11 protein-coding genes are annotated in these 12978 nt (G+C 72.8%); 10 read left to right on the forward strand and 1 reads right to left on the reverse strand.

From position 1 onward, the window contains the following. Positions 1 to 71 precede the first annotated feature (71 nt). On the reverse strand, positions 72 to 1370 hold the full coding sequence (locus tag RIN75_RS12830) for an MFS transporter (RefSeq protein ID WP_309112090.1): 1299 nt from the start codon (positions 1368 to 1370) through the stop codon (positions 72 to 74). A 131-nt stretch (positions 1371 to 1501) separates the two neighbouring features. Between RIN75_RS12830 and RIN75_RS12835 the strand changes: the two genes are divergently transcribed. From RIN75_RS12835 to RIN75_RS12880, 10 genes are all read left to right on the forward strand, one after another. Further along, positions 1502 to 2080: a CGNR zinc finger domain-containing protein gene (locus RIN75_RS12835; RefSeq protein ID WP_309112091.1), complete on the forward strand. Its 579-nt coding sequence runs from the start codon at positions 1502 to 1504 to the stop codon at positions 2078 to 2080. Between the two features lie 135 nt (positions 2081 to 2215). Further along, positions 2216 to 2458 carry an acyl carrier protein gene (locus RIN75_RS12840; RefSeq protein WP_309112092.1) on the forward strand — a complete coding sequence of 81 codons (243 nt, stop codon included), beginning with the start codon at positions 2216 to 2218 and terminating at the stop codon, positions 2456 to 2458. Then, entirely contained in the window at positions 2458 to 5652 is a 3195-nt protein-coding gene (locus RIN75_RS12845; protein WP_309112093.1) for an amino acid adenylation domain-containing protein, read from the forward strand. The genes RIN75_RS12840 and RIN75_RS12845 overlap by 1 nt, the downstream gene beginning before the upstream one ends. After that, positions 5649 to 6362 (forward strand): alpha/beta fold hydrolase, encoded by a 714-nt coding sequence (locus tag RIN75_RS12850; protein ID WP_309112094.1) that lies wholly within the window; start codon positions 5649 to 5651, stop codon positions 6360 to 6362. Before RIN75_RS12845 ends, RIN75_RS12850 begins: the two co-directional genes overlap by 4 nt. Continuing rightward, positions 6359 to 7612: a glutamate-5-semialdehyde dehydrogenase gene (locus RIN75_RS12855; protein WP_309112095.1), complete on the forward strand. Its 1254-nt coding sequence runs from the start codon at positions 6359 to 6361 to the stop codon at positions 7610 to 7612. Before RIN75_RS12850 ends, RIN75_RS12855 begins: the two co-directional genes overlap by 4 nt. Beyond that, the gene (locus tag RIN75_RS12860) at positions 7609 to 7890 is read left to right on the forward strand and encodes a phosphopantetheine-binding protein (protein ID WP_309112096.1); all 282 of its coding nucleotides are present in this window, start codon (positions 7609 to 7611) and stop codon (positions 7888 to 7890) included. Before RIN75_RS12855 ends, RIN75_RS12860 begins: the two co-directional genes overlap by 4 nt. Continuing rightward, positions 7887 to 9179 (forward strand): TrpB-like pyridoxal phosphate-dependent enzyme, encoded by a 1293-nt coding sequence (locus RIN75_RS12865; RefSeq protein WP_309112097.1) that lies wholly within the window; start codon positions 7887 to 7889, stop codon positions 9177 to 9179. The genes RIN75_RS12860 and RIN75_RS12865 overlap by 4 nt, the downstream gene beginning before the upstream one ends. Next, a complete protein-coding gene (locus tag RIN75_RS12870; RefSeq protein WP_309112098.1) occupies positions 9179 to 10324 on the forward strand; it encodes a hypothetical protein in 1146 nt (381 codons plus the stop codon). Before RIN75_RS12865 ends, RIN75_RS12870 begins: the two co-directional genes overlap by 1 nt. Further along, a complete protein-coding gene (locus RIN75_RS12875; protein ID WP_309112099.1) occupies positions 10321 to 11781 on the forward strand; it encodes an AMP-binding protein in 1461 nt (486 codons plus the stop codon). The genes RIN75_RS12870 and RIN75_RS12875 overlap by 4 nt, the downstream gene beginning before the upstream one ends. After that, positions 11781 to 12977: a type III PLP-dependent enzyme gene (locus RIN75_RS12880; RefSeq protein ID WP_309112100.1), complete on the forward strand. Its 1197-nt coding sequence runs from the start codon at positions 11781 to 11783 to the stop codon at positions 12975 to 12977. Before RIN75_RS12875 ends, RIN75_RS12880 begins: the two co-directional genes overlap by 1 nt. The last annotated feature ends 1 nt before the right edge of the window (position 12978 follow it).

Consider the following 12978-nt stretch of genomic DNA (forward strand, 5'->3'; position numbering starts at 1 on the left):
TGGGTGGGTACGCCGCGTTCCCGGTCGCGTGCGCCAGCGGTCGCGACCGGGAACGGCGGTGTGCGCGGCGGTCAATCTTTGGGGGGTTCGATTTCCGCCAGCGACTTCGCGGTGAACGTGTGCAGGAACGGGACGATCAAGACGAACACGGCCGCCGCGAAGACCCCGAACGCGACCTTCATCCCGAACCACTCGGCCAGCAGGCCCGCCAACCCCGCACCCAACGGGATCGCGCCCCAGCTGAACAACCGGGCGGCGGCGTTGTAGCGGCCCATCATCTCGCTGGGCACGATGCCCTGGCTCAGCGTGCGCGAGTTGACCGTCCACAGCGTGCCGCCGAGCCCGCCGACGAACGCCGACGCCGCGACCAGCCACACGGACGGGAACAGCACGGGCACCATGACCATCGCGAACGTGCCGATGAGGTCGGCGAGCATCACCCACCGCCGCCCCACCAACCGGTTCAACGTGGTCGTCACGAACGCACCCAGAGCACCGCCGACGCCCATCGCACTGATGAGCACGCCGTACCCCTTGGCGTCCAACCCCATGACACTGGTGGCGTACAACGGCATCAGGCCGAACCACGCGCCCCAGCACGCGCACAGCACGGTCAGGACCAGCGCCATCATCCGCAGCATCCGCTGGTGCCACAGGAAATTCAGACCGGCCGCGATCTGCTTGTTGACCGACTCGCGCGGCTCGTCCGTGGCGCGAGCCACCTTGAAGGTGCCGACCAGCCCCAGCAGGATCACGATGCCGATCAGGTAGCCCGCAACCGACGTCCCGAACGCCAGGGTGGCACTGGCGGCCACCAGCAGGCCGCCGACCAGTGGTCCGGCGAACTCGTTGCACACCGTCTCCGCCCCCGCGACCCAAGAGTTGGCGCGTTCGCGGCGAGCGGGACGGACAGCATCGGGCACCAGCGCGGCGGCGGAGGTCAGAGCCACGACCTCGGCGACACCCAGGGCCAGACCACCGCCGTACAGGATCGGCAGGGACACCGCGTCGCGGACGACCGTCCACAGCACGCCGCCGACCACCGCGATCCGGACCAGGTTGGCCGCCCACAGCAGCTTGCGCCGGTCCACCCGGTCGACCAGGACGCCGACGTGCAGGGCCGCCAGCAACCAGGGCAGCCACAGGGTCAGCGCCACGCCGGAGATCTGCGCGGGCGAGCTGGTGATGGTGGTGGCGAGCAGCGGGAACGCGATCTTGGTGACGCCGTCGGTCAGGTTCGTGACGGCGGTGAAGCCCACCAGCACGGCGGTGTTGCGGCCGCTCGGGTCGGCCACCACCGCTTCGGCCACCACCGCCTCAGCCGCCGCCGTCTCGGGCGACGCGTCGACGGCCCTGGTCTGCTCGGCCATGTTTCGGCTCCAGAGGGTTAACCGGCTACCGGATTGACTGGACAGTACGCACGTAGAGGACGATGCTGTAGTAGACACGGCGCAGTAACCACCGAATGGCGTAGCCGGGCACCGATGAGGGAGGTCGCCGAATGATCGAGGCGTCTCCCGAGGCCGAGCTGGTCGCCGCGTTCGCGAACACCGTCGACCTGGAGGACGAGACCGACGTGCTGGCCTCCGCGCCCGAGGCGGCCGGGTGGCTGCTGGCGCGCGGGCTGGTGGACCGGCCGGTGGCGTTGACCCGCGAGGAGCACCGGATGCTGCTGGACCTGCGGGCCGGCGTCCGGGACGCGCTGGGCAGCGACGGGCCGTCGTCGCCGCACGTGCTGGCGGTGGCCAACGCCGTGCTGCGCGACCTGCCGGTGCTGGTGTTCCTGTCCGCCGACCCCGCCCCGAACGGCCCGCCGCCCCGGCACGGCCTGCGCCCGGACCCGGCCCTGCCCGCCGCGCGCAAGGCGATGGGCGTGCTGGCCATCGCCTGGTCCGAGGTGGCGGTGACCGGGCAGGCGCAGCGGCTCAAGCGGTGCGCGGACGAGACGTGCGGCTGGGTGTTCTGGGACGTCTCGCGCAACCACTCGCGGCGCTGGTGCACCATGCGCGTGTGCGGCAACCGGGCGAAGGCCCGTTCCTACTCGGCCCGCAAACGGGCCGCCGCGGACCCGCGAGCCTGACGCAGCGGGGTCCCGAAGCGCACATCGACCGCGAATCGCGGGCACATCGGCCGCACATCGGCACTGTGAACCATCGCTCCCGGATGGTGTGACCGGCCCCACGCCGGCGCACGGACGGACGATCTGGGGAGCATCGTGACGACCGCACCAGTGGATCTCGACGCGGCCATCGCCAAGCACGCGACCGCGGCCTACGACGACTCGACCCCGCTGCTCGACGCCGGTCTGGAATCGCTGTCGCTGCTGCGCCTCGCGGTGGAGGTGGCCGGCGACGACGACACCGAGATCGACGCCACGCGCATGGTCGACCTGCGCACCATCGGCGACCTCAAGGCGTGGCTGGCGGAGATGGCCGGCCAACCGGTGGCGGACGCCTGATGTCCACCGACACCGCGACCGACACCGGCATCGGGACGTTGCTGCCGCTGACCGAGTCCCAGAAGGGACTGCTGGTGGTGGACGGCTGGGTCACCACGGCCCAGATCTACAACCAGCTCATGCACGTCGAACTGGACCCCTCGCTGCCGGCGGACACCGTCGTCGACGCGCTGACCGTGCTGGTGGCGGTGCAGCCGGGGCTGCGGCAGGTGTTCCTGTCCCTGCCCGAGATGCACGCCCGCCTCACCCCGCCACCCACCCGCGAGACCCTGCCGCTGGAACGCGTCGACTCCCCCGCCGCCGGCTACGCCGCCGCGTGCTCCGCGCTGGCCGCCAAGCTCGGCGGCGAGCCGTTCGACCTGCACACCGGCCCCGCCTACCGGTTCGGCTACGTGCGGGCCACCGACGGTTCGGCCGCGGCGGTCATCCTCTGCGCGCACCACGTGGTGGGCGACGGCGTCTCGATGGGTCCCCTCGTACGGGACCTCGAAGCTGCTCTGGCGGGCAAGCTCACCACGGAACTGGTGGCCGCCCGCGAGACGGCGTTCGTGCGCGAGCTGAACGCCCAGAACCGCACCGCCACCGCGCAGTCCACTGTGGACGCCGCCCGCGCCTGGGCCGACCGCCTGCGGGACGTGCCGCCGCTGGTGCTCAGCCCCCGCCCGGACCGCCCGCACGAGACCGACTTCACCGGCGCCCGCGTCTCCTGGCTGCTGTCCGAGCAGGACAACGAGCTGCTCCGGCAGACCTGCAAGCGCCTGTCAGTGACGCCATTCGTGCTCTTCACCGCCGTCTACGGGGCAGTGCTGGCACGGCACGGCGGGGTGACCAGCGTGCTGGTCGGCAGCCCGTTCACCGCGCGCCGGACCGTGGGCTCCTACGACCTGTGCGGCTTCTTCGTCAACACGCTCCCGGTCCGGGTGGACGTGGACTGGTCCCGCACCGTCGACGAGCACGTGGGCGAGGTCGTGCGCGGGGCCGTGGACCACTGCCGCGCCAACGTCGGCGTCACCTTCAACCAACTCGTCGCGCTGCTGCGCCAGGACCGCACGAGCAACCGCAACCCGCTGTTCTCGGCGATGCTCGCGATGCAGGACACCTTCGAGGGCACCCCCGGCAGCACGATCCTGGACGTCCGCGAGCCCGGCAACGACACCGCGAAGTTCGACCTGTGGCTGGGCGCGACCCCGCGCGACGGCGGCTGGCTGCTGGAACTGGAGTACGACCGGCAACTCATCGCCCCCGCCGTGGCGGACGGCCTGCTGGACTCCCTGCGCACCGCCCTGCGCCGGGCGGTCACCGACGGGACGCGCACGGTCGCCGACCTGTTCACCGACTCGTCGTGGGTGGACTCCCTGCGCACCGACGGCTACCCGGGCCGAGTGCCGGCGGAGACCCTGGTGGACTGGGTCCGTGACACCGCCCGGACCTCCCCCGACGCTCCCGCCATCGAGGAACCCGGCGCGGGCCTGACCTACCGCGAGTTGCTGTCGAACGCCGAAGCACTGGCCGGTGAGCTGGTCGGGCGGGGTGTTCGGCCGCACGACGTGGTGGGGCTCGCGGCGGAGACGTTGTGCGACACGACGACGGCGATGTTCGCGATCCTGATGTGCGGCGCGACCTTCCTGCCCCTGGACCCGACCCTCCCTGCCGACCGCCTGAAGTACATGGCGGACAAGGCCGAGTGCCGGCTGGTGGTCGGGCGGGACATGGGCCTGGCCGGGGTCACGACGGTTCCCGCCATCCCGCCCGCACCCCGCGATGCCGACAGCGCGGCGGGCGGCGCGGCGACCAGCGGCGAACCGGCGGGCGGCGGCGCGGCGGGTGGCGTGCCGGGTGGGGTGGCGGAGGCGGCGCCCTACCTGATGTTCACGTCCGGCTCCAGCGGGTTGCCCAAGGGTGTCCTGATGGGGCACGGGCCGCTGCTCAACCTCACCGCCTGGCAGATCGGCTTCCTGGGCCAAGGCCGGCAAACCCGGTTCCTCCAGTACGCCCCGCTGGGCTTCGACGTGTCGTTCCAGGAGATCGTCCCCACCCTGGCCGCCGGCGGCACAGTCGTCGGCCGCGGAGGCGTCGACCGCCGCGACTTCCCCGCCCTCGTCAAGAGAATCGCCGACACCGAGGTCACGCACATCTACCTGCCGGTCGCCGCACTCCGCCCCTACGTACAAGCCGCGAAAGACGCTCGCGCAAAATTCCCCCACCTCCGATACGTCTGCGTCTCCGGCGAACAACTCATGGTCGACCCCGAAATCCGAAGCTTCTTCGTCGACCACCCCCACTGCACCCTGGTCAACCTCTACGGCCCCACCGAAACCCACGCCGTCACCACCCACCGACTCACCGCCGCCGACGAAACCTGGCCGGCCCACGTCCCGATCGGGCTACCGCTGCACGGCGTCACCGCCTACGTGGTCGACCAGACCGGCCACCTCGCTCCCCCGGGCGTCCCGGGTGACCTGCACCTGGGCGGCCTGTGCCCGGCCGAGGGCTACCTCAACGACCCGGACAAGACCGCGAAGGGCTTCCTGCCCGACCGGTTCGCAGGCGAAGGCCGCATGTACCGCACGGGTGACCTCGTGGTCCGGGACGAGCACGGCGTGCTGACGTTCCTCGGGCGCGGCGACACGCAGGTCAAGATCCGGGGCTACCGGGTCGAGCTCGGCGAGATCGACACCGTCGCCAACAGCGTGGCCGGGGTCCGGCAGGCGGTCACCGTCGCGGTCGGGACCGGAGCCGACCGGGAACTGGTGTTGTTCCTGGTAGGAGACGCGGACCACCGCGAAGTGCGGGATCGGCTGGCGACCGCGCTGCCGTCCTACATGGTGCCGACGCGCATCCACGACATCGAGAAGGTCCCGACCTCGGGCACCGGCAAGACCGACCACGCCGCGCTCGCCGAGCTGGCCGGACGACTCAACAGGACCGTCGAGTCCACCGGACCGGTCGAGTACGCCGACGACCTCGAACGGGACCTGGCGGCGCTGTGGTGCGAGGTGCTGGACGTCGAAGGGGTCGAGCCGGAGCGGTCGCTGCTGGAGTACGGGGCGCATTCGCTCAACGTGTTCACCGCGCTCGCCCGGGTCGAGGAGGACCACGGGGTCGCGGTGCCGGTGGCGGACTTCTTCCGGGTGCCGACGGTGTCCGCGCTGGCCGGGCTGGTGCGCCGGCTCCGCGAAGAGGACGGGCGGTGAGCGCGGGCACGCTGCCCGGTCGGCTGATCCCGTTCGTGCGCCGCAAGGACCGGCCGGTGTGCGTGATGGTGCCGGGCGCGGGCGGCGGGCTGGGGCCGTACCTGAGGCTGGCGTCGTTCCTGGGCGCCACGCACAACGTGTACGCGGTGCGCTCGACCGGGCTGCTGCCCGGCGAGGAGCCGGAGGAGAGCATCCCGACCATGGCCGCGACCGTGCTGGCCACCCTCGACGACGCCGGGATCACCCCGGAGCTGGTGTTCGGGTGGTCGCAGGGCGGGGTGGTGGCGTGGGAGGTGTGCGCGGACCTCGCCGCGCGCGGGTCGACGCCGGACCTGGTCGTGGTGGACAGCTCGCCGGAGCCGTGGCGGTCCACTGTGGAGCGTGACGGGGCGATCCGGGACGTGATCGTGGCGCAGTTGGGGGCGCGGCCGGCGCCGGAGACGGTGGACCGGCTGGTGCGCACGTTCGAGGCGCACGTCCGGGCGTTGTCCGGGCATCGGGTCGAACGGCCCTACGACGGGCGGGTGCTGTTGCTGCTGTGCGACGAGGAGGGCGTGCCGCCCGAGGAAGCCGAGCGGTGGCACTCCCTCGCGAAGCACCTCGACCGCGGCACCCTGCGGGCGGGCCACTTCGAGGTCTTCGACCCGGAGCACCTGCCCGAGCTGACCGCCGCGATCGGCGGGTTCCTGGGCCGTGAGGAGGGCCGATGAGCACCGTGGACGAAATCCTGGACGCCGCGACGGCAGCCCGTGCGCTGGCCCCTCCCCCGGGCGACGACCGGTACGCCGCGTACTGCGACGAGCTGGCCGAGCGGCTGGGCAAGCACTGGGGCGCGGTGCTGGACGCCAACGCCGCCGACGTGGCCCGGGGTGTCGCCAAGGGGCTGCCGGTGTCGCTGGTGGAGCGGTTGCGGCTGACCGAGGACCACCTGGGTGTGCTGGTGGAGCTGGCCGAGCGGGTGAAGTCGTGGCTGCCGGCGGTGACCGCGCCGGGCGCGCCGATCACCGGCGAACTCGGGTTCACCGCGCGGAAGGTGCCCAAGCCGCTGGGCGTGGTGCTGATGATCTACGAAGCCCGGCCGACGGTGACCGTCGAGGGCGCGTTGCTGCCGGTGGCGGTGGGCAACGTGGCCATCCTGCGCGGTGGCGGCGAGATCGCGGCCACCAACGCGGCCCTGGGCGGGGTGATCGCCGAGGCGTTGACCGCCGCCGGGTTGCCGGGCATGGCGCACGTGCTGGCCGAGACCGACCGGCGCATGGTGCGGGAACTGCTGAAGCGCTACGACGCGATCGACGCGTTGATCCCGCGCGGCAGCCCGTCGCTGATCGACCACTGCCGCACCACCTCCGCGATCCCGGTGATCGCCAGCGGCGGCGGGGTCAACCACCTGTACGTGGACCGCAGCGCGGACCTCGACCTGGTGGTGGACATCGCGTTGGACGCCAAGCTGACCGAGCCGACCGCCTGCAACAGCCTGGAGATGGTGCTGGCGCACGACGAGGTCGCGGACGAGCTGGTGCGGCGGTTCACCGCCCGGTCCGACGCGTTCGCGCTGCGGCTGGACCCCCGGCTGTCGGCGGACGACCCGCGGGTGATGCCGCTGGCCGACCACGACGACGGCCGCGAGTTCCTGGACCGGTCGTTCGGGGTGCGCCCGGTGCCGGACCTGGAGGCCGCTCTGGCGCACATCCGGCGGCACGGCTCGCGGCACACCGAGGGCGTCGCGGCGACCGATCCCGTTGTGGTGGAACGGTTCCTGCGCGGGGCCGACGCCGCCGCGCTGGTGGTCAACGGGTCGATGCGGCTGCACGACGGGCCGACCATGGGCCTGGGCCCGGAGCTGTCGATCAGCACGGGCCGGTTGCACGTGCGCGGCCCGGTGGGGTTGGCCGCGCTGCTCACGCACAGCTGGGCGATCCAGGGCGAGGGTGCGGTCCGGGGAACGGGAGGGGCTCGGTGACGACCACGCACAGCGGGCGCGACGAGGTGGCCGAGGCGGTGAAGCGGCTGGTGATCCGGGAGTCCCGGCTGTCGCTGTCGCCCGCCGACATCGCCGACGACGAACCGCTCAACGGCGCGGTGCTGCGGATCAACTCCCTGGGGTTCCTGGGGATGCTGGTGCGGCTGGAGGACGAGTTGGACGTGACGCTGCCCGACGACCTGTTCACCGGCAAGGTGTTCACGGTCGTGTCGGACCTGGTGGACGTCGTGCTGCGGGCCGTGGAGGAGCACCGGTGAAGGCGTGGCGCAGTGTCCTTCCGCACCTGGGGTACGACCTGCCGCCGGACCTCACGCCCGAGCGCGCCGAAGGCCCGGTCAGCACGGGGTTGCCGTTGGAACTGGTGCGGCAGAGCATTTCGATGCGGGAGTGGTGGGACATTCCCGAGGAAGTCGTTGCGCAGTACCGCAAGTACCGGCCCACTCCGCTGTGGCGGGCGACCGCGTTCGAGCAGGAGATCGACGCCCGGGTGCCGGTGTACGTGAAGTACGAGGGCGGCAACATCTCCGGCAGCCACAAGCTCAACACCGCGCTGGCGCAAGCGTTCTACTACAAGCGGGCCGGGATCACCGAGGTCGTCACCGGGACCGGCGCGGGCCAGTGGGGCACGGCGCTGGCCGCCGCGTGTGCCGCGTTCGGGCTGCGGTGCACGGTGTTCATGGTCGGCGGCAGCCTGCGGGACAAGCCGTACCGGGGCAGTCTCATGCGGCTGCTGGGCGCGACCGTGCACGCGAGCCCGAGCGGGCTGACGTCCCTCAAAGAGGGCGGGAACTCGCTGGCGCTGGCGATCGGTGAGGCCGTGGAGTACGCGCGGGGCGGCGAGGGTCGGGCGTTCTGCATCGGCAGCGGCGAGAACTACAGCATCCTGCACCAATCGGTGATCGGGCTGGAGGCGGCCGAGCAGCTTCAGGCGCTGGGTGCCGAGGTGGACACCGTGGTCGGCAGTGTCGGCGCGGGGTCGAACTTCGGCGGGGTCGCGCTGCCCTTCCACGCCCGGCACCGGGCCGGTGAGGCGGAGGCGGTGCGGCTGCTGGCGGTCGAGTCCAGCGCCACGCCCAAGCTGACCCGGGGCGTCTACGCCTACGACCACACCGACGCGACCGGGTCGGGGCCGATGGAGGCGATGTACTCGATCGGGAGTTCCTTTCCCATCCCCGCTTCGCACTCGGCGGGGCTGCGGTTCCACGGCGCCGCGAAGTTGTTGTCCGCCATGCGCCACCACGGGTCCATCGACGCGGTCGCGGTGGGCCAGCGGGAGGCGCTGGACGCGGGCCGCCGGTTCGCGGTGTCCGAACTCGTCGTGCCCGCACCGGAATCCGGGCACGCGCTGGCCGGCGCGGCCCGCGCGGCGCGGGAGTCCGAGCGCGGGGTGCTGGTGTGCGTGAGCGGGCACGGCCTGCTCGACCTGTCCGCCTACGACCAGTTGCTGGCCGGCCGGGTGCGCGACCTGGCCGCCGACGACGGCGCGCTGGCCGCCGCCACCGCCGGGTTGCGCCTGGTCGAAGCCGATCTCACGGGGGTGAAGTGATGGTCGTGACCGTGCCGAGCGAGACCGCGGACCGGACGTGGTCACCGGTGCTGGACGGCCTGCACGCGGCCGAGCTCGACTGCCTGCAGGCCAACCTGGCCGCCGTCGCCGACGTCCACCACGGCGAGGGCGCGCACGTCGCGCTGGGTGCCGCGCCCCGGTTCGCACCGGCGTTCCCGCCGGACGGGCCGCCGTCGCTGGACGCGCCGGTGGACACCCGGCTGGACGAGGCGTCCCGGCTGCTGGGCCTGTCCGTCAGCCTCCGGGAGGACGGGCTGGACGGTCCGGCGCTGCGCCGCCTGGCCGCCGCGCACGGGCCGCTGTACGTGGTGGGCGACGCGCACACGATGCCGTGGGTGCCGTACTTCGGCCAGAAGCACATGGAGCACAGCTTCCTGCTCGTGTCGGCCGGTGGCTCGTGCACCGTGGTCGACGCCTACCACAACGACACGCCGTGGGGGTCGGCGCGGCCGGGTGTGTGGCGGGTGCCGGACTTCGACGCGGCGGTGCCGAAGTCGTCGGCGTTCGCGCTGTCGGTGTCGGCGGTGCCGGCGCCGGACGTGGACTTCGAGCTGGTGGCGACCGCGCGGTCGCTGGACTTCATCGACCGGTACGTGACCGCCGTGCGCCAGTACAGCGACCGGCCGGCCGGGTGGGACGCGCTGGTCCTGGACGTGTGGCTGATCGCCCGGACCCGGGCGCTGCACGCGCGCTGGCTGGCCGCGTCGGGCGTGGACGACGGTGGCCGGGCGGCGGAGAGCGCTCAAGCGTGGCAAACGTTGGCGGCCCAGACGTATGTCGCGATGCGGCGGGCCCAGCGTGGCGGCGGGATGCCCGCAGCGCTGGTGGACCGCGTGCACGAGTTGCTGCTGGCCGATGAAGCACTGGCGGCGGAGTTGGCCGGGCGGGCGGTGCGGTCGACGGTCGTCCGGGAGTTGGCGGCGGTGCTGGAGCTGGACACCGCGGTGGTGGACGGGCCGTTGCGGGAGCTGCCGAAGTTCAACTCGTTCCGGCTGGTGGACGTGATCGAGCGGGTCGAGTCGGCGCTGGACGTCGAGCTGGACCCGGACGACCTGGCCACCGGCGACCTGCGGGACGTGGACGCGCTCGCCGGGCTGTTCCGGAGGGCGGTGGGCAGGCCGTGACGCTGGTGCACCACTGGTTGGACCGCGCGGTCGCCGACCACCCGGACGCGGTGGCGTTGACCTGCGGCGAGGAGTCGGTGACGTTCGCCGGGCTGGACGCGGCGGCGCGGCGGGCGGCCGGGTTGCTGGCCGGGCTCGGGGTGCGGCGCGGTGACCGGGTCGTGGTGTGCGTGCCGACCGACGCGGCGGTGCCCGCGCTGCTGTTCGCCTGCGCCCGGTCCGGTGCGGTGTTCAGCGTGGTGCACGAGCGGACGCCGGTGGCGGCGCTGGTGCACGTGCTGGAGGACTGCGAGCCGGCGGTGCTGGTCACCGACGACCCGGCCGCCCGGGTCGCGGCCGTGCAGCGCGGGATCAAGACCGTGACGTTGGCCGAGGTCAAGGCCGGTGCCGACACCGCGGTCGAGGCTGACGTGCCGGCCGTGGACCCGGTGTGCCTGATCTACACCTCGGGCAGCACCGGGCGGCCCAAGGCGGTGGTGTCGACGCACGGCCAGGTGGTGTTCGCGGCCACCGCGATCCAGTCGGTGCTGGAGTACCGGCCGGACGACGTGGTGTTCTGCGCGTTGCCGTTGTCCTTCGACTACGGGCTCTACCAGGTGTTCCTCGGCGTGCTGTCGGGGGCGTGCGTGCGGTTGGCGTCGGCGGAGGACGCCGGGCCGAGGCTGTTGCGGGAACTGGTGGCGCACCGGGTGACCGTGCTGCCTGCGGTGCCGCCGATGGCGAAGGGGTTGGCGCGGCTGCTGTCCCGGCCCGGCGCGCAGCCGCCGCCGGTGCGGCTGGTGACCAACACCGGTGCGGCGATGCCGGAGGAACCGCTGCGGGAGTTGCGGTCCCGGGTGCCGGGGCTGCGGGTGCAGCTGATGTTCGGGCTCACCGAGTGCAAGCGGGCCACGATCATGCCGCCGGACGAGGACCTGCGCCGGCCGGGCGCGTGCGGGCGGGCGTTGCCGGGCACCGAGGTGTTCACCGTGGACGACGACGGGCGGCGGCTGCCGCCGGGCGAGGTCGGCGAGATCGTGGTGCGCGGGCCGAACGTGATGGCGGGCTACTGGCGGCGGCCGGAGCTGACCGCGCAACGGTTCCGGCTGGTGGAGGGCCTGTTCCCGCAGCTGCACACCGGGGATTACGGGTGGTTGGACGCCGACGGCTTCCTGTACTTCTCCGGTCGCCGCGACGACCTGTACAAGGAGCGCGGGTTCCGGGTCAGCGCGACGGAGGTCGAGGCCGCCGCGCACCGGGTGCCGGGGGTGCGGTCGGCGGCCGTGCTGCCGCCGGGTGACGGCCGGGACGGCGCGGTGCTGTTCGTGGTCGGCGACATCGCGCCGGAGGCGGTGCTGGTCGGGTTGCGGGTCGAGCTGGAGGAGTTCAAGGTCCCCGGGCGGTGTGTCGTGGTGGCCGAGATCCCGGTGACCCGCAACGGGAAGGTCGACCGGCGGGCGCTGGCGGTGGGTCTGTGATGCGGACCCCGGCGTACGTCTACGACCTCGACGAGGTGGACCGCTCGGTCGCCTTGCTGCGCGCCGCTCTGCCGTCGCCCAGCCGGTTGTACTACTCGTTGAAGGCCAACCCGCACCCGTTGGTGGTCGCCGCGCTGCGTGCGGCCGGGTGTCACGCCGAGGTGTGCTCGACCGGCGAGCTGGACATCGCTTTGGGAGCAGGGTTTTCGCCTGGGGATGTGCTCTACACCGGGCCGGGCAAGCGGGACGCGGAGGTCGCCGAGGCGCTTGAGTCAGGCGTGCGGTGGTTCTCGGTGGACTCGCCGCACGCCATCGACCAGCTCGACCGGCTCTCCCCCGGTGACGCGCGGTTCCTGTTGCGGGTCAACGACAGCGCGCCGGTGCCCGGTCAGGGGCTGACCATGACCGGGGTGGCGTCGCAGTTCGGCGCGGACGCCGAGTGGGTGCTGGCGCGGCCGGAGCTGTTCGGCGCGCGGGAGGCGGCCACGCCCGCCGGGTTCCACCTCTACATGGGTACCAACCTGACCGACGAGGACGCCCTGGTCGCCCAGTTCACGCAGGCCGCCGCCACCGCGCGCAAGCTCGCCGACGCGTGCGGGTGGGAGGTGGAGGTGCTGGACCTGGGCGGCGGGTTCGGCGCGCCGTTCGCCCGGGCCGGGGCGTTGCCGGTGTTCGCGGGCCTGTCCGGGCGGGTGGCGGACCTGCTGGACTCGGCGTTCCCGGGTTGGCGGGACGGGCGGCCGGCGGTGGCGTTCGAGTCCGGCCGCTACCTGGTGGCCACGGCCGGACGGCTGCTCACCCGGGTGCTGGACGCCAAGGTCTCGCACGGCACACCGGTGCTGGTGCTGGAGTCCGGGATCAACCACCTGGGCGGGATGTCGGGGTTGCGCCGGCTGCCGCCCATGGTGCCCCACCTGCTCACCGAAACCTCGGCGGAGAAGTTGAGCGGGGCGATCGTCGCCGGGCCGTTGTGCACGCCGCTGGACACCTGGGGCCGGGGCGTGGACGTCGTGGACGCCCGACCCGGTGACGTGCTGGAAGTGCCGAACGTCGGCGCGTACGGCCTCTACGCGAGCCTCGTCGCGTTCCTCGGGCACCCGCTGCCCGTCGAGGTGACCGTCCGAAGTGGACAGGTCTTGGACGTCTCCACCCTGGCGCTGCGCCGGGAGCAGGCCACCGATCACGACTGGGAGTGAT

Origin of the sequence: Saccharothrix sp. (assembly GCF_031180885.1) — a bacterium.
GTDB lineage: Bacteria > Actinomycetota > Actinomycetes > Mycobacteriales > Pseudonocardiaceae > Actinosynnema.

Bases quoted from the DNA above. Each gene is read 5' to 3' on its own strand.
- RIN75_RS12835 (WP_309112091.1), top strand. From the start codon at position 1,502: ATGATCGAGGCGTCTCCCGAGGCCGAGCTGGTCGCCGCGTTCGCGAAC.
- RIN75_RS12870 (WP_309112098.1), top strand. From the start codon at position 9,179: ATGGTCGTGACCGTGCCGAGCGAGACCGCGGACCGGACGTGGTCACCG.
- RIN75_RS12880 (WP_309112100.1), top strand. From the start codon at position 11,781: ATGCGGACCCCGGCGTACGTCTACGACCTCGACGAGGTGGACCGCTCG.
- RIN75_RS12830 (WP_309112090.1), bottom strand. From the start codon at position 1,370: ATGGCCGAGCAGACCAGGGCCGTCGACGCGTCGCCCGAGACGGCGGCG.
- RIN75_RS12845 (WP_309112093.1), top strand. From the start codon at position 2,458: ATGTCCACCGACACCGCGACCGACACCGGCATCGGGACGTTGCTGCCG.
- RIN75_RS12855 (WP_309112095.1), top strand. From the start codon at position 6,359: ATGAGCACCGTGGACGAAATCCTGGACGCCGCGACGGCAGCCCGTGCG.